Here is a 21967-nt window from a genome sequence, read left to right as displayed (position 1 = left end):
TTCATATGTCAGAACGCGTTGTACTCGCCTACTCAGGCGGACTCGATACCTCCGTAGGTATTGGTTGGCTGAAGGATGCCACGGGCAAAGAGGTTGTCGCTTTGGCGATTGACGTCGGCCAGGGTGGCGAAAACATGGATGACATCCGCCAGCGCGCTCTCGATTGCGGTGCTGTCGAATCGATCGTCGTTGATGCTAAAGACGAGTTCGCTGATGACTTCCTGATGCCAGCGCTCAAGACCAACGCGCTCTACCAGAAGCGTTACCCTCTCGTGTCGGCACTCAGCCGACCGCTGATCTCGCGCCACCTTGCGCTTACCGCAAAGGCGCTAGGCGCTGACAGCGTTGCCCACGGTTGCACGGGTAAGGGAAATGACCAGGTGCGTTTCGAGGCCGCTGTTGCAGCACTCGCCCCGGAGCTCACGAGCATTGCGCCCGTGCGTGACCTCGCCCTCACTCGTGACAAGGCGATTATCTATGCGGAAGAGCACAACCTTCCGATCCGCCAGTCGGCGGCGAGCCCGTACTCGATCGACAAGAACGTGTGGGGCCGTGCAGTGGAGACGGGATTCCTCGAGGACCCGTGGAATGCGCCGATCGAGGACCTCTATGAGTACACCTCCGACCCTGAGGCTGGCCTTCCCGCTGACGAAGTGACGATCACCTTCGAAGCCGGCATCCCCGTCGCAATCGATGGTGTGTCGATGTCGGCGCTCGCGATCGTCGAGCACATGAATTCCGTCGCCGGTAAACACGGCGTTGGTCGTATCGACATGGTCGAAGACAGACTCATTGGCATCAAGAGCCGTGAAGTTTATGAAGCTCCCGGTGCGATCGCTCTAATTGCGGCCCACGAAGAGCTCGAATCGCTCACGCTTGAGCGCGATCTTGGTCGTTACAAGCGTGGTGTCGAATCAGAATGGTCGAACCTAGTTTACGACGGACTCTGGTACTCAGGCCTCAAACGCTCCCTCGACGCCTTCGTTGACGACACCCAGCGCTACGTCAGCGGAGAGATTCGCATGACGCTCCACGGTGGACGTGCAGTGCCCACCGGTCGCAAGTCAGAGCACAGCCTCTACGACTTCAGCCTCGCCACCTACGACACCGGCGACACTTTCGACCAGTCACTCGCCAAGGGCTTCATCGAACTCTGGTCACTGCCAAGCAAGATCTCGGCACGCCGCGACGCGAAGCAGGGCTAATCATGGCGCACGCTGCCGAAACAGGTGCCGGACAACTCTGGGGAGCCCGCTTCGCAAGCGGCCCCTCGCCAGAGCTTGCCCGGTTGAGCAAATCAACCCACTTCGATTGGCAGCTTGCGCAGTACGATCTCGCCGGTTCGCGAGCGCACGCCAAGGCGCTCGCGGCCGCGGGGTATCTCAACGATACTGAGCTTGACACGATGGTGGATGCTCTGCAGTCGCTGAGCGAAGCGGTCGCCGATGGTACCTTCACCTCCCTCGAGTCCGAGGAAGACGTTCATGCCGCTCTTGAGCGTGGACTGATCGAGCGCGCTGGCGCCGACGTCGGAGGCAAACTCCGTGCCGGCCGCAGCCGCAACGATCAGATCGCCACTCTTGTTCGGCTCTATCTGCTTGACCATGCAGGCGCCATTGCGAAGATGGTCGTCGACTTGATCGATGCTCTTGTCGCGCAGGCGGAGAAGCACGAAACGGCAATTATGCCGGGGCGCACCCACCTCCAGCATGCTCAGCCGGTACTGCTCGCGCATCACTTGCTCGCCCACGCGTGGCCTCTGGTGCGCACGTTGGAGCGGTTGCGAGACTGGAAGGTCCGAGCATCCACGTCGCCGTATGGTTCGGGTGCTCTCGCTGGCAGCACCCTGGGGCTGGACCCCGCACTGGTCGCTCGAGAGTTGGGGCTTGCTCGGCCAACCGAGAATTCGATTGATGCCACCGCAAGCCGGGATGTTGTCGCTGAGTTCGCATTCATCACGGCCCAGCTCGGCATCGACATCTCGCGGTTGAGCGAAGAGATCATTCTGTGGAACACGCGTGAGTTCGATTTTGTGCAGTTGGATGACGCATACTCCACGGGTTCATCTATCATGCCGCAGAAGAAGAACCCCGACATTGCTGAGCTTGCCCGCGGTAAGGCAGGGCGACTGATCGGCAACCTGACGGGCCTCCTCGCCACGCTCAAGGCGCTTCCCCTCGCCTACAACCGTGACCTGCAGGAAGACAAAGAGCCGGTGTTCGATTCTGTTGAGACGCTCGAAGTGTTGTTGCCGGCGTTTACCGGAATGATTGCCACCCTGCGCTTCAATACCGAGCGGATGGCTGAACTTGCCCCGCAGGGGTTCTCGCTGGCCACGGATGTTGCTGATTGGCTTGTGCGTCAGCACGTGCCATTCCGTGAGGCTCACGAGATCAGTGGTTCTCTGGTGCGTTTCTGCGAAGAGAACTCGCTGGAGCTTCACGAACCAAGCGATGCCGACTACGCAGCGATTTCACCACAGCTCACCGGTGATGTGCGTGCCGTGCTCACTGTCGCGGGCTCGGTCTCCAGCCGCGCGGGCGTTGGCGGAACAGCACCGGTGCGTGTTGCTGAGCAGCGTGCCGAGTTGACTGAGCGTGTGCGCGTGCTCGCAGCAGCAATCGACCCTCAGGTTCTTAACTAGACGTGTTCGAGTTGCTCAGTCGCCCGGCAACTGAGGTTGCCCCGTTACTGCTGGGTGCGGTTGTGCGCGTGGGTGATGTTGCTGTTCGGCTTACCGAGGTTGAGGCCTATATGGGCGACGGTGATCCTGGCTCGCATGCCTTTCGTGGACTGGGAAAACGGAACGCGGTAATGTACGGCCCGCCCGGTCGTCTGTACACCTACTTCACCTATGGCATGCACACCTGCGCCAACGTGGTGTGCATGCCCGAGGGCGTTGCATCGGGAATTCTGTTGCGCGCGGGGGAGGTTGTCGAAGGAGCCGATCTTGCCCGCGAACGTCGCACGACCTCGCGAAAGCCGGCCGATCTTGCGCAGGGTCCGGCACGGCTGGCGGTCGCTCTTGGTATTCGACTGGATGACGCCGGCGACAACCTGGAGTCGGGTCGCGTGCGCCTGGAACTGTCTCACTCGCGGGCGCTGTTCAGCGCTGGGCCACGCACGGGTGTTTCTGGCGATGGTGGCAGCAATTCGTATCCGTGGCGTTTTTGGATTCCGGGGGAGCCGAGCGTGTCCCCGTACCGGCCGGCCGTGAAGCGCAAGCGCCGCTGATGGCCCGGTTTACTTCGCTGGAGCAGCGAATTGATGAGTGGGCTCATCGCACGCTCGATCGGCAAACCAGTCCGAACCAAAGTCGAGCGCGCGCGTGGGCAATCGAGTTCACGGTGTTTGTGCTCAAGCAGGCGTGGGCGTGCGTGTTCGGTGGGGCGCTGTTGGCGGTGCTCGTACTTACTAGGCTCTGGTATCCGGATTCGGCGACGCTGGCGCGCAACGATTTTTTGGTGCTGGCGGCGCTGACGATCCAGGTGCTCATGGTGGTCTTCAAGCTGGAGACTCTGCGCGAGTTGCGGGTGATCATTCTGTTCCACGTTGTGGGTACGGTGATGGAGATTTTCAAGACCGACGTGGGCTCGTGGACCTATGAGGGCGAGGGCATTCTTCATGTCTTCGGAGTGCCGCTGTATAGCGGGTTCATGTATGCCGCGGTGGGTTCGTACATGGTGCGGGTTTTCCGTTTGTTCGAGTTGCGTTTCGACCGCTATCCGCGGCGCTGGATCACGGCAATCTTGGCGGCCCTCATCTACGTCAACTTTTTCAGCCACCACTTCATCGTGGATGCACGCTGGTTCCTGTTTGCCGCGGTCGCTGTGATTTATTGGCGCACCGTGATGCATGTGCGGGTGTCGAGGGCAAGGTTCCGGATGCCCATCCTGGTGTCGTTTGTGTTGGTGGCCTTGTTCATTTGGGTTGCCGAGAATGTGGCGACCTGGTCGAACGCGTGGGTTTATCCCAACCAATCAGATGGTTGGGAGCTGGTGTCTATCGCCAAGCTCGGTTCTTGGCTGTTGCTCATCATCGTGTCGGTGGTGCTAGTGACATGGGTGGAGAAGCCGCGCCCACCCGAAGTCGAGTAACTGGCGCGCAACGAACAGCTTTAGCACCCGAAGTGGAGTTCTAGCGCCCGACGAGGAGTGCGGCGGTGCAGAGCCCGGCCCACACCAAACTCACGAGGGTGCCGATGATGAATCGTTCGCGGGCGGCAGCGTTTTCGAGTTCGGAGAAACGGCCAAGGCCTTTGATCGCAACGATGACGGCGATAGCGCCGGGTTGCCCGACCATGAGCGATCCAATGAATGCGAACCGCTCGAGGTAGCCGATTGTTGTTCCGCCGCGCAGTACTTCACGCTTGGGCAGGGGGGAGTCACCGTCGGCCACGAGGATTCCGCCGTGTTCTCCGCGCGGGGCCGGATAGGAAGCGAGTGAGAGCGCGAGTGCCACGAGTGGGCTGCCGGCGATTGTGGCTAGCGCGACGAGCGCAGCGCTCATCAGCACGACGAGGCCTGACATGTTTCCGGGGAGGGGGTTTCCTGTCGAGCCGAGGATGAGCGCAACGGCAACGGGCACCAATGAGACCGTTGCGAGCCAGTATTTTTCTGTGCGCGCCGCGATCATGGCGGCACCGATCGCACCGATCGTGAGAACTAGTACCGCGATCCACCAACCGATCATGATCTACCTTCCTCTGCGTCGCGCGAAGTTTCTTTGTCGACAGCAGCGTTGTCTGCGCTGCTGTTGTTTATGTCACTGTGTGCTCTGTCGAGAAGGTTGGCAAGTGCCACCACTGCGTCTTCTTCTGTGCGGAGCCCGGCGACGAGCGCGCGTTGGCTTGCTGATTGGGGCGAGATGCCCAACTTTTCGGCGGCGTCTGCTTGGGTGATTCCGGTGTCGAGTAGGTCGTAGAGTTGCCAGCCGTTGTCGGTTCGACGGTTTCGCATCAGGATGAGCAGTTCCAGAAGCGGGTCGATGTCGCGGGCGAGTTCGCTCGACGGGTCCGATTCGACAGAGCACTTGGCTGGGCTTTTCTTTGCCCTCTCGATAGCGGTGCGGGCGGCGATGAATGCTGGGCCACTGGTCGCCCGTACGGTTGCGCCGTACGGGGTGGGTACGTTGCCGATTCCGATGCCAACACTCCACTGGCCTGTTCGGGTTAGTTCGAGAGCAATCTCAAGGGCGGCGTGTGCTGAGTTCAGGAGCATTTGCACTTCGTCGCCGGCGGTGCGTTCGGCGGCAAGGGCGAGGTCATCGCGCCTCTCCTCGTTGAGCAGGGTCAAAGCTTCGGCCACGGCATCCGTGCTGCGTCTGCTGTTTCGTTGGTCGGCGGTAATCACAAACATGGCTAAAGGCTACAGCATTGATTCCGGAATATCAGGCCCACACCACTGATTTCACAGAATCAGTCTCCCAGCGTTGCTGCGGCTGCTCGTCATCAACACTCATAACCTCCACTACGGTTGAAGACGTGTCAGCGACAGCATCAGAATCACTCAGCAGCCAAAGTAACGACAGCTCCTTCGAGAGCTTGTGGGATGAACTCACCTGGCGCGGACTTGTGCACGTTTCCACCGACGCGGATGCTCTCACAGAACTTCTCGCTGGTGAACCGATCACCTACTATTGCGGATTCGACCCCACGGCACCGAGTCTGCATCTCGGAAACCTCGTGCAACTCCTGTTGCTGCGTCGCCTCCAACTTGCCGGCCACAAACCGTTAGGGCTTGTTGGGGGAGCAACCGGACTCATCGGAGATCCCCGGCCCACAGCGGAGCGCACCCTCAATGACAACGAGACTGTTGCCGAGTGGGTCAGTTACCTGCAAGCCCAAGTGTCTAAGTTTTTGAGCACCGAGGGTGACAATGCTGTGCGCATGGTCAATAACCTCGACTGGACCTCGCCGATGAGCGCCATCGATTTCTTGAGGGATGTCGGCAAATACTTCCGTGTCGGCACGATGCTGAAAAAGGATGCCGTCAGCGCGCGTCTCAACAGCGACGCCGGCATTAGCTACACCGAGTTCAGTTACCAGGTGATGCAGGGAATGGATTACCTCGAGCTCTACCGCAGCTACGACTGTGTGTTGCAGACCGGTGGCAGCGACCAGTGGGGCAACCTGACGAGCGGCACGGATCTCATTCATAAGGCTGAAGGGGTGAGCGTTCACGCGATCGGCACTCCGCTGATCACGAACTCGGATGGCACAAAGTTCGGCAAGAGCGAGGGCAACGCGGTCTGGCTGGATGACGCGATGACGAGCCCGTACGCGTTCTACCAGTTTTGGCTCAATACCGACGATGCCGATGTTGTGCAGCGCTTGAAGATCTTCACGTTCTTCTCGCGGGAGCGCATTACCGAACTCGAGACTGCCGTAGCCGATGCGCCGTTCAAGCGTGAAGCTCAGAAGACTCTCGCGTTCGAGGTGACCTCGCTAGTGCATGGGCGTGTAGCGACCGAGGCCGCTATTGCTGCGTCGGCGGCGCTCTTTGGTCAGGGGGAGTTGAGCGCGCTCGATGAGCTCACGCTTGCCGCCGCGTTGCGTGAGCTTTCGCACGTTGAGGTGCCGACCGATTCGACGATAGTGCAGCTGCTGGTCGACACCGGGTTGGTTGCTAGCGCCAGCGAAGCCCGTCGGGCGATCTCGCAGGGTGGCGTGTACCTCAACAACGTTGCGGTAGCGGATGACAAGGCGACCGTTGGCAGTGACCTCTTGCCAGGAAACGTGGCGGTGCTCCGTCGGGGCAAAAAGACTCTCGCGGGAATCTTCGTCACCTCGTAGTTGGATTGCTGATGAAGCCGAGCCACTCGACTGGTTGTTCGCGGTAGCCAGCGATGATCAGCCACCTTTTGCTCCTTCCGGGGCGTGTGGCGGATGCTCTGCCAGCGGTTCGCGAGGCAGCTGGTGACGGCGACAACTGGATCGTGGGCGGTGGTGATCTCGCAGCGTAGTTCTTCGATGCCGATGCTCGTGATGAGGTTTCGGTGTCGCTAGAGCCTGCGACGCTGACTAGTGGCGCTTCGCTGTTTCGAGTCTCAACTTTCACCTCAACGTTGGGCTACTCTCCTGTCTTTTGGTGGGTGTTGGGGTGCGACACGCCCGGGATGGGGGAGGGTTTGGTGGGTGGGGGATTGTGCACGTAAAGTTCTTTCTTGTCACCCCAAAGGTGCGGATAACCCGGGCAGTTCTGCTGCTAGGTTTCCGGCCTCAAGTGGGGGCCAGCATCCTCTAAATCTGTTATAGTTTTAGTCCGGTCGGGTAGCGGAATTCCTCTTGTGAGTTTCGGTGTCGGGCCTTTGGATGACATCCCGCTTCATGCGTGTGTTGGTCTGTTGTTGTGTGCCGTGTGGTTCACGGTGGCGGATTTGACAAGTATGGTGAAGCTGGTAAGTTAGACAGGTTGCCTTCTGCAGTTTTGCGGGGGGCGCTTACACAGGTTTTGTTGCCCTGGGGTGAAGCCGTTTTCGGTGGAGGTCAGGAGCGTCCGATCCTTGAGAACTCAACAGCGTGCACAATGTCAAATGCCAAAAACCCGACTGTGCTTTTTGTGATCAACCTATTTCGGGTTGGTTGTGAGGGTGCAGCGGATTCCTTTGGAAAAGATATAAACAACAAAGCAAGTCAGTATTGATTTGTTCTGTCAGTTTCAAACTTGCAAGGTTCTGACCTATTCCGGTCAGTCTTTGCACAAGATGTGCTTCTGCAGGCTTTGGTCTGTGGTTGCTATCAAACATTTATGGAGAGTTTGATCCTGGCTCAGGATGAACGCTGGCGGCGTGCTTAACACATGCAAGTCGAACGATGAAGCTGGAGCTTGCTCTGGTGGATTAGTGGCGAACGGGTGAGTAACACGTGAGTAACCTGCCCTTGACTCTGGAATAAGCGTTGGAAACGACGTCTAATACTGGATACGAGCTTCAGCCGCATGGCTAGGAGTTGGAAAGAATTTCGGTCAAGGATGGACTCGCGGCCTATCAGGTAGTTGGTGAGGTAATAGCTCACCAAGCCTACGACGGGTAGCCGGCCTGAGAGGGTGACCGGCCACACTGGAACTGAGACACGGTCCAGACTCCTACGGGAGGCAGCAGTGGGGAATATTGCACAATGGGCGAAAGCCTGATGCAGCAACGCCGCGTGAGGGACGACGGCCTTCGGGTTGTAAACCTCTTTTAGTAGGGAAGAAGCGAAAGTGACGGTACCTGCAGAAAAAGCACCGGCTAACTACGTGCCAGCAGCCGCGGTAATACGTAGGGTGCAAGCGTTATCCGGAATTATTGGGCGTAAAGAGCTCGTAGGCGGTTTGTCGCGTCTGCTGTGAAAACTGGAGGCTCAACCTCCAGCCTGCAGTGGGTACGGGCAGACTAGAGTGCGGTAGGGGAGATTGGAATTCCTGGTGTAGCGGTGGAATGCGCAGATATCAGGAGGAACACCGATGGCGAAGGCAGATCTCTGGGCCGTAACTGACGCTGAGGAGCGAAAGCATGGGGAGCGAACAGGATTAGATACCCTGGTAGTCCATGCCGTAAACGTTGGGAACTAGATGTAGGGACCATTCCACGGTTTCTGTGTCGCAGCTAACGCATTAAGTTCCCCGCCTGGGGAGTACGGCCGCAAGGCTAAAACTCAAAGGAATTGACGGGGGCCCGCACAAGCGGCGGAGCATGCGGATTAATTCGATGCAACGCGAAGAACCTTACCAAGACTTGACATATACGAGAACGGGCTAGAAATAGTTCACTCTTTGGACACTCGTAAACAGGTGGTGCATGGTTGTCGTCAGCTCGTGTCGTGAGATGTTGGGTTAAGTCCCGCAACGAGCGCAACCCTCGTTCTTTGTTGCCAGCACGTAATGGTGGGAACTCAAAGGAGACTGCCGGGGTCAACTCGGAGGAAGGTGGGGATGACGTCAAATCATCATGCCCCTTATGTCTTGGGCTTCACGCATGCTACAATGGCCGATACAAAGGGCTGCAATACCGCAAGGTGGAGCGAATCCCAAAAAGTCGGTCTCAGTTCGGATTGAGGTCTGCAACTCGACCTCATGAAGTCGGAGTCGCTAGTAATCGCAGATCAGCAACGCTGCGGTGAATACGTTCCCGGGCCTTGTACACACCGCCCGTCAAGTCATGAAAGTCGGTAACACCCGAAGCCAGTGGCCTAACCCGCAAGGGGAGGAGCTGTCGAAGGTGGGATTGGTGATTAGGACTAAGTCGTAACAAGGTAGCCGTACCGGAAGGTGCGGCTGGATCACCTCCTTTCTAAGGAGCATGTGCAAGCCGTGGGGGAGCGTTCCTGTTTACAGTTCGCGAGTCCATGGAGTTACTTGCCAAGTCGTACCATCCTGTTCGGGATGGACGGCGCTCATGGGTGGAACATTGACATTGTGATCAGAGGATCTGTTTTCTCTTCAGTACACCAACGTTGTTGGTAGGAACGAGGGGAGATGGTGGTGCTGGTCTGTGCACGTTGTTGGGTCCTGAGGGACCGGGCCCGGATTGAAAGATTCGGTTTCGTACCTTAGGACTTGAGACACTCGAAAGGGTGTCTGGGTCTGATGGATCCTGGTGTCATCTCCGACGTGTCGGGGGTGGTGGAGGATACCGCCCGTATTTTGAGAACTACACAGTGGACGCGAGCATCTTAGATTCGACCGAAAGGTCGGATCACATAAATAACAATAACTTTTCGCAACTTCGGTTGTGGGAGTTCATTGGTCAATCTCAACACTTTGGTGTTGCGATCGATTCTTATACTCATGTGATAATCAATTTTCTAAGAGCAAACGGTGGATGCCTTGGCATCTGGAGCCGAAGAAGGACGTATAAATCTGCGATAAGCCTCGGGGAGCTGATAATAGAGCTGTGATCCGAGGATTTCCGAATGGGGAAACCCCGCTGGGCGTTGTAAGACGACTCAGTGACTCCCGCCTGAATATATAGGGCGGGTAGAGGGAACGTGGGGAAGTGAAACATCTCAGTACCCACAGGAAGAGAAAACAACCGTGATTCCGTTAGTAGTGGCGAGCGAAACCGGAAGAGGCCAAACCGATCATGTGTGATAGCCGGCAGGCGTTGCATGGTCGGGGTAGTGGGACTTTTTGGCTGTTACTGCCGTACAGCAAGAATTACAACGATATATAGACGAAGTGGATTGAAAGCCACGCCATAGCGGGTGCCAGCCCCGTAGTCGAAATGTGTCAATGGTTCGAAGAGTATCCCAAGTAGCACGGGGCCCGAGAAATCCCGTGTGAATCTGTCAGGACCACCTGATAAGCCTAAATACTTCCAGATGACCGATAGCGGACAAGTACCGTGAGGGAAAGGTGAAAAGTACCCCGGGAGGGGAGTGAAATAGTACCTGAAACCGTTTGCTTACAAACCGTTGGAGCCTCCTTAGTAGGGGTGACAGCGTGCCTTTTGAAGAATGAGCCTGCGAGTTAGTGATCAGTGGCGAGGTTAACCCGTGTGGGGCAGCCGTAGCGAAAGCGAGTCTTAATAGGGCGTTTTAGTCGCTGGTTCTAGACCCGAAGCGAAGTGATCTATCCATGGCCAGGTTGAAGCGCGTGTAAGAGCGCGTGGAGGACCGAACCCACTTCAGTTGAAAATGGAGGGGATGAGCTGTGGATAGGGGTGAAAGGCCAATCAAACTTCGTGATAGCTGGTTCTCTCCGAAATGCATTTAGGTGCAGCGTTGCGTGTTTCTTGCCGGAGGTAGAGCTACTGGATAGCTGATGGGCCCTAAAAGGTTACTGACGTTAGCCAAACTCCGAATGCCGGTAAGTGAGAGCGCAGCAGTGAGACGGTGGGGGATAAGCTTCATCGTCGAGAGGGTAACAGCCCAGACTACCAACTAAGGTCCCCAAGCGTGTGCTAAGTGGGAAAGGATGTGGAGTTGCACAGACAACCAGGAGGTTGGCTTAGAAGCAGCCACCCTTGAAAGAGTGCGTAATAGCTCACTGGTCAAGTGATTCCGCGCCGACAATGTAACGGGGCTCAAGCACACCACCGAAGTTGTAGATTTCGTATTTTAGGTAAGCCTTCGTGGTTCAGCCGTACGGAGTGGTAGGAGAGCGTCGTGTGGCGAGTGAAGCGGCGGTGTAAACCAGCCGTGGACGCCACACGAGTGAGAATGCAGGCATGAGTAGCGAAAGACGGGCGAGAAACCCGTCCTCCGAATGATCAAGGGTTCCAGGGCCAGGCTAATCCGCCCTGGGTAAGTCGGGACCTAAGGCGAGGCCGACAGGCGTAGTCGATGGACAACGGGTTGATATTCCCGTACTGACGAAGAACCGCCCAAACTAATCCAGTAATGCTAAGTATCTGAATCCCCTAGACCGATCCCTTCGGGGTGAGGCGTGGGGCCTAGCGTACGACCCTATTCTGGTGCGGTTAGCGTATTAACAGGTGTGACGCAGGAAGGTAGCTGAGCCGGGCGATGGTTGTCCCGGTCTAAGGATGTAGGGCGAACGATAGGCAAATCCGTCGTTCATTAAGCCTGAGACCCGATGGGTAGTCGTCAAGACGAAATCAGTGATCCTATGCTGCCAAGAAAAGCATCGACGCGAGGTTCAAGTTACCCGTACCCCAAACCGACTCAGGTGATCAGGTAGAGAATACCAAGGAGATCGAGAGAATCGTGGTTAAGGAACTCGGCAAAATGCCCCCGTAACTTCGGGAGAAGGGGGGCCTAAGGCGTGAACGGACTTGCTCCGGGAGCGCTGCAGGGCCGCAGAGACCAGTGGGAAGCGACTGTTTACTAAAAACACAGGTCCGTGCTAAGTCGCAAGACGATGTATACGGACTGACGCCTGCCCGGTGCTGGAAGGTTAAGAGGAACGGTTAGCTGTAAGGCGAAGCTGTGAATTTAAGCCCCAGTAAACGGCGGTGGTAACTATAACCATCCTAAGGTAGCGAAATTCCTTGTCGGGTAAGTTCCGACCTGCACGAATGGCGTAACGACTTCCCAGCTGTCTCAACCGCGAACTCGGCGAAATTGCACTACGAGTAAAGATGCTCGTTACGCGCAGAAGGACGGAAAGACCCCGTGACCTTTACTATAGCTTTGTATTGGTGTTCGGTTTGGCCTGTGTAGGATAGGTGGGAGACTGTGAAGCTTGGACGCTAGTTCAGGTGGAGTCATTGTTGAAATACCACTCTGGTCAAATTGGATATCTAACTTCGAACCGTGATCCGGTTCAGGGACAGTGCATGGTGGGTAGTTTAACTGGGGCGGTTGCCTCCCAAAAAGTAACGGAGGCGCCCAAAGGTTCCCTCAACCTGGTTGGTAATCAGGTGTCGAGTGTAAGTGCACAAGGGAGCTTGACTGTGAGACTGACAAGTCGAGCAGGGACGAAAGTCGGGACTAGTGATCCGGCAGTGGCTTGTGGAAGCGCTGTCGCTCAACGGATAAAAGGTACCTCGGGGATAACAGGCTGATCTTGCCCAAGAGTCCATATCGACGGCATGGTTTGGCACCTCGATGTCGGCTCGTCGCATCCTGGGGCTGGAGTAGGTCCCAAGGGTTGGGCTGTTCGCCCATTAAAGCGGTACGCGAGCTGGGTTTAGAACGTCGTGAGACAGTTCGGTCCCTATCCTCTGCGCGCGCAGGAAATTTGAGAAGATCTATCCCTAGTACGAGAGGACCGGGATGGACGAACCTCTGGTGTGTCAGTTGTTCCGCCAGGAGCACCGCTGATTAGCTACGTTCGGAATGGATAACCGCTGAAAGCATCTAAGCGGGAAGCCAGCTTCAAGATGAGATTTCCATGGCTTAGGCCGAGAGACTCGCAGCTAGACTACTGCGTTGATAGGCTGGATGTGGAAGCAGGGACTAACGACCTGTGAAGCTGACCAGTACTAATAAGTCGATAAATTGATAACACCCCACCTCACTGGAAGTCTTAGGACTTCGAATGGTGAATGAGAAGAATTCTCGCGTCCACTTTGTGGTTCCCGATTTACGGTCGGGAACTGCGCCCAGCTAACACAGCCAGGCACCCATCCTCACGATGAGTGTCCGGGTATGTTTCTGGCCCAGACTGATACATAAATCAATAGTGTTTCGGCGGCCATAGCGAGAGGGAAACGCCCGGTTACATTCCGAACCCGGAAGCTAAGACTCTCTGCGCCGATGGTACTGCAAGGGGGACCTTGTGGGAGAGTAGGACACCGCCGGACTTCAATTGTGAAATGGCCACCACTGTGTTTAATAGACACAGCGGGTGGCCATTTTGCGTTAAGTCCCCACAAAAATTCAGGAGCAACGAGTGAGTGATTCGTCAGGTAATGATGGACGTCGCGATAGCCGACCCCACGGAAACCGCTCTGGCGCGCCACGATCTGGTGGTCGACCCACCGGTGGGCGCCCAGGTGAGGGACGGCCAAGCGATGGAAGGCCACGCCGCGACAACGCTGCGGGTGGCCCAGCTCGCGGCAAGCCAGCATCCGGCTCCGACCGACCCTGGCGGGCCAAGCCCGACAGCGACGACCGCCGACCACCCCGCGATGGCGCGCCATCCGGCGACGACCGCAAGCCTAGATACGGGTCCAACGGCGGAGACGACCGTGCACCGCGTCGCGATAACGCCGGTCGTGACGACCGTGCACCCCGTCGCGATAACGCCGGTCGTGACGACCGTGCACCCCGTCGCGATAACGCCGGTCGTGACGACCGTGCACCCCGTCGCGATAACGCCGGTCGTGACGACCGAGCTCCTCGACGGGACTCTTCAGGTGACCGCGATAGCCGGCCGCAGCGCTCAGGTGACCGCGATAGCCGGCCGCAGCGTTCGAACGATGGCCGCCCAGACCGCTCAGCTCGACCTGACCGCAGCGACCGATCAGGGCGCCCCGAGGGCAGCGATCGCCCAGCTCGTGCCCAGCGCAACGACGGCTCCGGTCGCCCGGAACGCGGAGGACGACCCGATCGCGGGGCCGGTCGCAGCGACGGGCCCCCCGAGAAACGCTTGTGGACCAAAGGCGGTGCGCCCGCACGCGGAGACTTCAACGCCAGCGAACGCGAGCCAGAAGAAGATCGCGACCCCTTCGGCATCCGCTCAGTCCGTGCCTTTCATCAGGCACCGGAGATCCCCGAGGGCATCACTCCGAAGATGCTTGACCGTATTGCACTCAATGAGCTCAAAACTCTGAGCAAAGAAAATGCTGACGGCGTCGCACTGCACCTCGTGATGGTCTCGCAGCTGATCGAAAGCGATCCAGAGCTTGCCCACCAACATGCGATCTCGGCCGCACGTCGTGCCGGTCGTATCGGTGTTGTGCGCGAAACACTCGCTATCACCGCCTATGCCACTGAGGACTACGCACTTGCACTGCGCGAACTGCGCACCTACCGACGCATCTCTGGTCGCGACGACCAACTGCCCATGATGGTTGATAGCGAACGTGGCCTCGAGCGCCCCGAGCGTGCGCTTGAACTAGGTCGCTCTGTGCGCCGCAGCACCCTGTCAACTCCCGTGCAGGTCGAACTTGCGATCGCCATGTCTGGTGCACGACTTGACCTTGGTCAGGCCGAAGAAGCACTCGTTGAGCTGCAGATTCCGCAGCTCGACCCCACGAAAGCGTTCAGCTACAGCCCCGCACTCTTTGGCGCCTATGGCACCGTGCTCGAAGAACTCGGCCGCGCAGAAGAAGCAGCGACCTGGTTTGAGCGCGCCGATATCGCAGCCGATGCGCTTGACGATGATGGCGACGCCACCATAGAGATCATTGAAGAAGAGCTTGAGTTCGATGAGTCATCGTTCGATGGCGCGGCAGTGTCGATTGAGAATGATGCTGATGCTGATGCGGTAGGCACAACAGAAATTGAGAATGCCGATGGGCCTGTGGGCAGCACTGACGAAGCGGACGGGAACGAAGGCGAAAGCGGGGAGCGTGTCGATTAGGACACCCCTGACTGGCATCACGCTGGTTCTGGCAGACCTCGATGGCGTTGTCTATCGGGGGCAGGATGCGATCGAGTATGCCGTCGACAGCATCAACGCGATTGAGGGTGCACAGGTTGCCTACATCACCAATAATGCTTCGCGCACCGACGCATCCGTCGCCACTCATCTGAGCGAGCTCGGGCTGCACGTGGAACCGAACGATGTTGTGACGTCGCCACAGGCAGCCATGGCGTTGCTTCGCGAGCTTGTTCCTGCAGGATCGACGGTGATGGTCGTTGGGGGAGATGGGCTCACGAGCGAAATCGAGAAGTCCGGATTCGTCGTCACACGCTCGGCAGAAGATTCACCGGCCGCAGTCGTGCAGGGCTTTGCCCCTGACGTGGCGTGGGTGCACCTTGCCGAAGCTGCGTTTGCCCTCAAAGGTGGCGACGCCGGCATCCCGTGGATCGCAACAAACACTGACTGGACAATTCCCCAAGCACGCGGAACAGCGCCCGGAAACGGCACACTCGTCTCTGCGGTGCACACTGCGATTGGTCGACTGCCGATCGTGGCCGGAAAGCCAGAAGTCGCCATCTTCGAAGAAGCATTCACCCGCTATGCGTCGCGCGAAGCGTTGATGATTGGCGACCGCCTCGACACCGATATTCTGGGCGCGAACAAAGCCGGCATTCCCTCACTGCTCGTGCTCACGGGCATCGACCAAGCAAAGCAAGTGCTCGCAGCAGTCCCGGAACAGCGTCCGACGATGATCGTCGACGACCTGCGGGGGCTGCATGAGCCATATCCCGAGACCGTGGTCACGCGAGACGGCGCCGCCGTGGTGACGACAGTGGGAACGGCGACAGTGCGCCTCGAAGCGCAGCGATTAACGGTAACGTCGGCCGGAACATCCATCGACCGATTGCGGGCAGGATCCGCAGCAATTTGGAACTCAGGGAGCACCATCTACGCCCTTGAGGTGCCCGCGGAGCTATATTCGTGAGTATGAGCGATGAATCACCCGTCGACGGACTGATGTCACGACTAAGCCTGATCGAGGATCAGCCGCTTGAGTCGAGAGCGGCCGCCTTCACGCAGATTCATGACGAACTGCAGCAGCAGCTTGAGGGTAGGGACTCGTTCCCGCGCCATGGCTAACATGCGCCTCGATGCTGCGTTGGCGGCACGTGGTCTTGCACGATCACGCACGCACGCCGCGAAGCTCATCGCTGACAACCTTGTGACGGTCGAGGGGGTTGCGGTGCCGAAAGCGTCGACGCCAGTGACGGAAACGCAGGCGATCATGGTTGCCGAGACCGATCACTATGTGAGTCGGGCCGCCCACAAACTCGTCGCCGCTCTCGATTCCTTTGGTATTGACGCCAGCGGGAGGCTCGCCCTCGATGTAGGCGCGTCCACGGGAGGCTTCACGCAAGTGTTGCTCGAACGCGGCGCCCGTGAAGTAATCGCGCTTGATGTGGGGCACGGTCAACTCGTTGACCTGATCCGCTCAGATGATCGAGTGCGCGTGGTTGAGCGCGAGAACGCTCGTTATCTCACCGCCGCGTCGCTTGCTGAGCTGAGTGGGACATCCGAGACTCCCACGCTCGTGGTTTCTGATCTGTCGTTCATCTCGCTGCGCACCGTACTGCCGGCCCTTCACGCGTCGGTCGGGGATGCCGCAGACTACGTTGTGCTCGTGAAGCCACAGTTTGAGGTGGGCCGCACCAATATTCGCGAAGGAATCGTGCACGGAGCGGCGCTGCGGGACGAAGCAATTATGGGTGTGCTTTGGGCGGCGTGGGATGTGGGGCTCGGCACGGCAGGCGTCATCTCCTCACCAATCGCCGGGAATGCCGGAAACCGTGAGTATCTGGTCTGGTTGAGCGCACGATCGGGTAGCAACCCGACAGAGTGGCGAGGCCGCGTCTCCGCTATCGCTTAGTTCCTGAGAACCCTTAGCTGCTGAGAAGCCCCAGATCCTGAGAACCTCTAGCTATTTGCAGCTTTCTCTCCTTCGAGAGCGGCCAGCGCGGCGAGAAGACGTTCATCGGCGTGGTCTGCAACGTTCTGGATTTCCGGTGCTTCGCTCAGCTGCACCATCGTTTGCGGGTTGATGGCTTGAACCGTGGTGGTGTGTGCCGACGGGCTTCGTCGGATGACCACGTTGCACGGCAGCAGCAATCCCATGTCGGGGTCCGCAGCGAGTGCCTGTTCAGCGAGGAGCGGGTTGCACGCGCCCAAGATCACGTAGTCGCCGAGCGTCTGTGCGCTTTCGACGCCAAGCTTCGCTTCGAAAGTGGCATGGATGTCGATTTCCGAAAGAACGCCAAACCCTTGATTTGCGAGTTCTTGCTTCACCCTAGAGACTGCTTCCTCGTGGGGCAATGAAATGGTGATTGTGTGTGCATAGTTCATGCGTTTCTCCTTATTGTCAGTTTGCGTTGATGATTCCCATCATCCCGTTGTCTTCGTGGTCGAGAATGTGGCAGTGGTACACGGTTTTTCCGCTGAAGTCGTCAAACGCGATCCGCACGCGCGTGGTGCTGCGGGCAGGAATGTTCACGACGTCCTGCCACATCATGGTGTCGACGGGGCGCCCATCCTGTTCGACGATCTGCATCGGCCACACGTGGAGGTGGAGCGGATGATCGAGGGTGCTGGTATTTGTCAGCAGCCATTCCTCCACGCTGCCGAATTGCACGGTCGTATCGATTCGGCTGGCATCGAATGCGCGACCGTTGATTGTGGGGGACATCATGCCACCGCCCATTCCCATTCCCATTGCGAAGACCAGTTCGCGCCGGGCGGTTACGGTAGCGCTGCGGAGGTCGCGTTGAACCGCTTGCATGGGTATCGCGGCGACTGGGGCAACGGTGTCACCCGCCACGGTGAATGTGGCCAGCACGATTTCGTCGGCGCTACGAGAGTTGCGGCTTCCCATCATCATTCCGCCGGCTGATCCGCGGTCGTAGGGGAGGGCGCTCAGCGTGGCGTTACCAGCACTTCCGGTGACGACGAGATCTGCTCGGTTGCCTGGCGCTAGTACGACCTCGTCAATCTCATGCGCGGATTCGAAACGCCCGGAGTCGATACCGAGGAGGGTCAACTGCTGACCATCGAGGCGCAGTCGCAGGTAGCGGGATACGCACGCATTGACGATGCGCCATCGTTCTCGTTCGCCGGGGCGGGCATCCATTCCGGGGGTGAGTTGTCCGTTGACGAGGACGAGCTCTCCCTCACGTCCAGACATCGTGTCCATTGGCGTCGCCGGGGGAATATTTCCGGCGGAATCGAAAGTGATGTCGGAGATGACGAGCACGCGCTCCCGCTCTACAGGGATGGCATCGGGGTCTTCGACGATGATGGCGCCATACAGGCCGCTGAACACTTGGTCGGCGACGAATCCGTGGTGGTGTGGGTGATACCAATAAACGCCCGGAGGGTGATCGGCGGGCAGTTCGTACTGGTAATCGAAGGAGTCGCCCGCTTCGACGGTGACGAACACGTTGTCGCTTGTGCCCTCGGGCGACACGTGGAGGCCGTGGACATGGAGGTTGCTGGGGTCTTTCAGGCCATTTCGAAGGCTCACGCTGAGGGTGTCTCCCGGTCGAACGCGCAACGTAGGGCCGGGCACGCCGCCGTTGTAACTCAGCGCTTGCACGTTACGGCCGGCGATACTCACCTGCTGGGGAGATGACTCGAGGGAAACGGCGAGGGCGCCATCGACGCTTTGTAGCTCGGTGGGCTCGATGAGGGAATTTCCGGATGTTGTTGCCTGCGACGAGCGGGACGAAAGGCGTTGATTGACGAAGAATCCGGTTGCGCCCACAGCCGTACCCGTAATTCCGACACCTCCGAGGATCAGGGCGTTACGGCGACTGAACGTGGGCATTATGGGGATTCGTCGAGGACCCGCAACTGTTCACGGTACTGTTCCGCGGTGAGCTCCCCACGCGCGAAACGCTCCTCGAGGATTCGTTTCGCAGTGGAGGAGCCGGCGGGCCGCGAAGCAGATCGTGTGTTGTCGCTCCCGGACCTGTTCGACGCTAAACGAACAATGACATAGATGAGCAAGGCGACGCCTGCTAGTGCCAGCAGCCCGTATCCCCAGGCCCATCCCATATTTCCGTAGCCCCACATCATCAGATCTCGTTCCTTTCATGTAATCACGCATGTAGTCACGCATGTAGTCACGTTTGGCCCCACGATACCCCTAGAGGTATCAGGGGCGCTGAGTGCGACCTCACGACTTCCACCATAAAATCCCCAGAATCACTTGCAGGGCGTACTTGGCGGCGGGAATCCGACAGAATGGTTAACGCAGGTTTCTATCATCACTACTAACCATCACTGCGAATGAGAGGGGCACGGTGCAGTCCGAGAACTCTCACGCTTCTGATCGTCACATCCTCGTTATTGCGCACACTGGTCGCGCTGAGTCGTTGACGGCAGCCATTGCGGTGTGCCGACAGCTCATCCGTGATGGGCTCACTCCCGTACTGGCGCCCGACAGCTACGACACAATTCTTCAGGCTGAGCCAGATTTGGCTCCCGTTTCTCGCCTCGGGAATGAGGTTGAGACGGGGGAGCTCGAACTCGTCATAGTGCTGGGTGGGGATGGAACGATCCTTCGCGCGGCAGAACTGACTCGTGGATGCAGTGCGCCTCTGTTGGGGGTGAACCTCGGCCACGTCGGGTTTCTGGCCGAGAGCGAACGCGAAGAACTCACCTCTACCGTCGAACGCGCACTAGCCCGCGATTATCTCGTTGAAGAGCGCATGACGCTGTCCGTGCGAGTGAAAGTCAACTCCGAGGTCGTCTACGAAACGTGGGCGCTCAACGAAGCCACAGTCGAAAAAGCGAGCCGTGAGCGGATGCTCGAAGTGGTGATTGAGGTCGACGGCCGCCCCCTCTCATCCTTTGGGTGCGATGGTGTCGTCATGTCAACCCCCACCGGCTCTACCGCCTACGCGTTCTCGGCGGGTGGCCCCATCGTGTGGCCGAGCCTAGACGCCATCTTGCTTGTTCCTCTCAGCGCCCACGCACTATTCGCCCGCCCCATCGTCGTCGGACCAGACTCCGCGCTTGCCGTTGAAGTGATGGACCGCAATATGGGAATCGGTGTGCTGTGGTGCGACGGACGACGCGCACACGATTTGCCCCGCGGTGCCCGAGTGATCGTGCGGCGATCACCGGTGCCCGTGCGCCTCGCCCGGCTTGCGCAGGGGCCATTCACTGATCGACTCGTCAAGAAGTTCAACCTGCCTGTGTACGGATGGCGTGGACCAACTTCGGAAGAGGGACCCCGCTCGTGATCGAAGAGATCTCCATTCGCGATCTCGGAGTGATCGCGTCGGCACGCCTTCCGCTTGGACCCGGCTTTACGGCGCTCACTGGCGAAACCGGTGCCGGCAAAACAATGGTGGTTACCGCCCTCGGACTACTGCTGGGGGAGCGCGCCGATGCTGCCGCGATCCGCGCAGACAGTGATCAAGCATCCGTCGAAGGTCGCTGGGTAATCGACCCGCAGTCAGCCGTTGCCGAACGCGTGCGAGATGCCGGTGGCGATCTTGATGACGGCGAACTCCTGCTCGTGCGCACCGTGTCGCGTGAAGGCCGCAGTCGCGCCGTTGTCGGTGGTCGAAGCGCACCAGTCGGCGTGCTCACCGAACTCGGCGATCAACTGGTTGTCGTACACGGGCAATCCGACCAAATACGACTCAAATCGTCGACAGCACAACGCAACGCACTTGACCGCTTCGCGGGAATCGAACTCGCCACCGTGCTCGGGCAGTACCACACTGTCTTCCGCCGGTGGCAGTCGGCCCAGGGTGAACTTGACGTTCTCGTCGCCGAAGGTGATCTGCGCAGTCGTGAAGCCGAAGAGCTCCGCGTCGCTATCGAAGAGATCGAGGCGGCTGACGTTCGCCGTGGCGAAGACGTTGAGCTGATGGAACGCGCCGATCGACTCGCGAACCTTGAAGGGCTGCGCCTCGCGGCAGAAGGTGCCCACGCGGTGTTATCGGCGGATGCGGCAGACGACAGCTCCGATGTGGTTGCCCAGCTTGCCTCGGCCCACCGCGGGCTTGAGCGGGTTGCTGAGCACGACGCTCAACTCGCTTCCATTGCCGAAGCGTTGGCGGCAGCATCCATCACCCTCGGCGAAATCGCCACCGACCTCTCTGGCTACCTCGCCAGCCTCGACAGTGATGGCAGCCGCGAACTTGAACAAGTAGAAGAACGCCGCAGCCAACTTGCGGCCCTCGTGCGCAAACACGGTCACAGCCTCGACGATGTTATTGACCTGCTCGACACCGGCAGCCAACGTTTGCTCGAGCTCGACAACGACTCCACGCGCATCGATACCCTGCGCGCACAGGTAGAAGCAGATCAGGCCGAGCTCATCGCCCTCGCAGCCCAGGTGAGCGATGTGCGCACGAGCAGTGCCCAACGGCTCTCCGCCGACGTGACCAGCGAGCTCGCCCAACTGGCCATGGCTAACGCCGAAATCGTCGTGACCGTCGAAGACCGCAGCGACTACTCATTCAATGGCAAAGACGAAGTGTCAATTCTGCTGCGTCCACACCCCGGAGCACCGCCGCGCCCACTCGGAAAGGGTGCATCCGGTGGCGAGCTCTCGCGGGTCATGCTTGCCATCGAAGTTGTCATTGCCGGCAATGACCCCGTGCCCACCTTCATCTTCGATGAAGTTGATGCCGGAGTTGGGGGAGCCGCCGCCATCGAAATTGGCAAACGGTTAGCTCAGCTCAGCCGCACCGCCCAAGTGATCGTGGTCACTCACCTGGCCCAGGTTGCCGCGTTTGCCGACAACCATCTCAGTGTCATCAAAGGCGACGACGGCTCAGTGACGGCATCCAGCGTCCACAAGCTTGAAGGGGAAGCGCGCATCGCCGAAATGGCGCGACTGCTCTCGGGCCTTCCCGACTCCGAATCGGGACTTGCCCACGCGCGTGAACTCATCCACACCGCGCACGAACTCGAGCACGCCAACCGATAAATACGGCGGCAGGTTCTCGCCGCACGGCGGCATGATGCTGTTAAGCCGA

General features: G+C 58.8%; 17 protein-coding genes and 3 rRNA genes. 15 read left to right on the top strand and 5 right to left on the bottom strand.

The genetic code is table 11. The features are described from left to right. The first annotated feature begins 5 nt into the window (after positions 1-5). Genes AADH44_RS07870 through AADH44_RS07855 form a run of 4 tightly spaced genes read left to right on the top strand, consistent with a single transcriptional unit; the run spans position 6 to position 4097 of the window. Positions 6-1205 (top strand): argininosuccinate synthase, encoded by a 1200-nt coding sequence (locus AADH44_RS07870; protein ID WP_341952186.1) that lies wholly within the window; start codon positions 6-8, stop codon positions 1203-1205. 2 nt (positions 1206-1207) lie between these two features. After that, the gene (gene argH, locus AADH44_RS07865) at positions 1208-2644 is read left to right on the top strand and encodes an argininosuccinate lyase (RefSeq protein ID WP_341952185.1); all 1437 of its coding nucleotides are present in this window, start codon (positions 1208-1210) and stop codon (positions 2642-2644) included. Positions 2645-2646: 2 nt separating this feature from the next. After that, the gene (locus AADH44_RS07860; protein ID WP_341952184.1) at positions 2647-3234 is read left to right on the top strand and encodes a DNA-3-methyladenine glycosylase; all 588 of its coding nucleotides are present in this window, start codon (positions 2647-2649) and stop codon (positions 3232-3234) included. Next, positions 3234-4097 (top strand): DUF817 domain-containing protein, encoded by an 864-nt coding sequence (locus AADH44_RS07855; protein ID WP_341952182.1) that lies wholly within the window; start codon positions 3234-3236, stop codon positions 4095-4097. Before AADH44_RS07860 ends, AADH44_RS07855 begins: the two co-directional genes overlap by 1 nt. 40 nt (positions 4098-4137) lie before the next feature. Here AADH44_RS07855 and AADH44_RS07850 read toward each other — a convergent pair whose 3' ends face one another. Next, a complete protein-coding gene (locus AADH44_RS07850) occupies positions 4138-4692 on the bottom strand; it encodes a hypothetical protein (RefSeq protein ID WP_341952180.1) in 555 nt (184 codons plus the stop codon). After that, positions 4689-5357 carry a DNA-binding protein gene (locus AADH44_RS07845; protein ID WP_341952178.1) on the bottom strand — a complete coding sequence of 223 codons (669 nt, stop codon included), beginning with the start codon at positions 5355-5357 and terminating at the stop codon, positions 4689-4691. Before AADH44_RS07845 ends, AADH44_RS07850 begins: the two co-directional genes overlap by 4 nt. A gap of 125 nt (positions 5358-5482) precedes the next feature. Between AADH44_RS07845 and tyrS the strand changes: the two genes are divergently transcribed. From tyrS to AADH44_RS07800, 9 genes are all read left to right on the top strand, one after another. Continuing rightward, a complete protein-coding gene (gene tyrS, locus AADH44_RS07840; protein WP_341952177.1) occupies positions 5483-6793 on the top strand; it encodes a tyrosine--tRNA ligase in 1311 nt (436 codons plus the stop codon). A 952-nt stretch (positions 6794-7745) separates the two neighbouring features. Beyond that, positions 7746-9270 (top strand): 16S ribosomal RNA (locus tag AADH44_RS07835). Positions 9271-9774: 504 nt separating this feature from the next. Beyond that, positions 9775-12891 (top strand): 23S ribosomal RNA (locus AADH44_RS07830). 180 nt (positions 12892-13071) lie between these two features. Then, a 5S ribosomal RNA gene (gene rrf, locus AADH44_RS07825) occupies positions 13072-13188 on the top strand. The 16S, 23S and 5S rRNA genes sit together here, the layout of an rRNA operon. A gap of 93 nt (positions 13189-13281) precedes the next feature. Then, positions 13282-14160, top strand: a complete 879-nt coding sequence (locus tag AADH44_RS07820) for a hypothetical protein (protein ID WP_341952176.1) — start codon at positions 13282-13284, stop codon at positions 14158-14160. Next, complete coding sequence (locus AADH44_RS07815; protein ID WP_341952175.1) at positions 14121-14912, top strand: hypothetical protein; 792 nt, start codon at positions 14121-14123, stop codon at positions 14910-14912. The genes AADH44_RS07820 and AADH44_RS07815 overlap by 40 nt, the downstream gene beginning before the upstream one ends. Next, positions 14902-15900 (top strand): HAD-IIA family hydrolase, encoded by a 999-nt coding sequence (locus AADH44_RS07810; protein WP_341952174.1) that lies wholly within the window; start codon positions 14902-14904, stop codon positions 15898-15900. The genes AADH44_RS07815 and AADH44_RS07810 overlap by 11 nt, the downstream gene beginning before the upstream one ends. Before the next feature lie 2 nt (positions 15901-15902). Further along, a complete protein-coding gene (locus tag AADH44_RS07805; RefSeq protein ID WP_341952173.1) occupies positions 15903-16055 on the top strand; it encodes a hypothetical protein in 153 nt (50 codons plus the stop codon). Beyond that, positions 16048-16842, top strand: coding sequence for a TlyA family RNA methyltransferase (locus AADH44_RS07800; RefSeq protein WP_341952171.1), 795 nt, complete (start codon positions 16048-16050; stop codon positions 16840-16842). Before AADH44_RS07805 ends, AADH44_RS07800 begins: the two co-directional genes overlap by 8 nt. 47 nt (positions 16843-16889) lie before the next feature. Here AADH44_RS07800 and AADH44_RS07795 read toward each other — a convergent pair whose 3' ends face one another. From AADH44_RS07795 to AADH44_RS07785, 3 genes are read right to left on the bottom strand one after another with little or no spacing between them, the layout of a single operon-like run. Continuing rightward, positions 16890-17315, bottom strand: a complete 426-nt coding sequence (locus AADH44_RS07795; RefSeq protein WP_341952169.1) for a DUF302 domain-containing protein — start codon at positions 17313-17315, stop codon at positions 16890-16892. A gap of 16 nt (positions 17316-17331) precedes the next feature. After that, positions 17332-18792, bottom strand: coding sequence for a multicopper oxidase family protein (locus tag AADH44_RS07790; protein ID WP_341952167.1), 1461 nt, complete (start codon positions 18790-18792; stop codon positions 17332-17334). Continuing rightward, a complete protein-coding gene (locus tag AADH44_RS07785) occupies positions 18792-19043 on the bottom strand; it encodes an SHOCT domain-containing protein (protein ID WP_341952165.1) in 252 nt (83 codons plus the stop codon). Before AADH44_RS07785 ends, AADH44_RS07790 begins: the two co-directional genes overlap by 1 nt. A 227-nt stretch (positions 19044-19270) precedes the next feature. Here AADH44_RS07785 and AADH44_RS07780 point away from each other — a divergent pair, with 227 nt between their 5' ends. Together AADH44_RS07780 and recN are read left to right on the top strand one after the other, a co-directional pair. Next, positions 19271-20215, top strand: a complete 945-nt coding sequence (locus AADH44_RS07780; RefSeq protein WP_341952164.1) for an NAD kinase — start codon at positions 19271-19273, stop codon at positions 20213-20215. Beyond that, the gene (gene recN, locus AADH44_RS07775; protein ID WP_341952162.1) at positions 20212-21918 is read left to right on the top strand and encodes a DNA repair protein RecN; all 1707 of its coding nucleotides are present in this window, start codon (positions 20212-20214) and stop codon (positions 21916-21918) included. Before AADH44_RS07780 ends, recN begins: the two co-directional genes overlap by 4 nt. Positions 21919-21967: the final 49 nt, after the last annotated feature.

It is taken from the genome of Salinibacterium sp. TMP30, from assembly GCF_038397785.1.
Taxonomy (GTDB): Bacteria; Actinomycetota; Actinomycetes; order Actinomycetales; family Microbacteriaceae; genus Rhodoglobus.
Note: the sequence above shows the minus strand (reverse complement) of the source record. Positions and strands in the feature narration are given on the sequence as shown.